Source organism: Escherichia sp. AM3, from assembly GCF_032029835.1.
Classification (GTDB): Bacteria; Pseudomonadota; Gammaproteobacteria; order Enterobacterales; family Enterobacteriaceae; genus Escherichia; species Escherichia coli.
This window is the reverse complement of the sequence record NZ_JAVUPQ010000647.1, coordinates 1-376: the sequence shown is the minus strand read 5'-3', so window position 1 is coordinate 376 and position 376 is coordinate 1. Positions and strand designations below refer to the sequence as shown.

Sequence of the window (376 nt, the reverse complement as noted above, 5' to 3'; positions counted from 1 at the left end):
AAAACCCAGTGATATAAGATAGGTTGTAGATGTATGAAAGCATGCTTGTTACTATTTTTTTATTTCTCTTTTATTTGTCAATTGCATGGTGCTGATGTGAAAATAAAACAAAACGAAAGTATGATGGGGTCTACAGCAATGACCTATGATTTAAGTGAAGAAAAGTTGATGAAACTGAAGTATAAATCACAACATGGTGATTCAGAGGCATCATTTCGACTATATCAATATTACTGCTTTACTAAAAATAACATTTACAAACAATTGCGATTCTTGGAAAGATCAGCATCTCAGGGGAATGTTACAGCGCAGTTTAATTATGGGGTCTTTTTATCAGATACAAATCCAACATTATCAGAATATTATAATTTGAATA

1 protein-coding gene is annotated in these 376 nt (G+C 31.1%); it reads left to right on the top strand.

Going from position 1 to position 376, the window contains the following annotated elements:
• Positions 1 to 33: 33 nt before the first annotated feature.
• A partial coding sequence (locus RTW80_RS27690) for a sel1 repeat family protein (RefSeq protein WP_130059314.1) occupies positions 34 to 376 on the top strand: 343 nt, incomplete at its 3' end.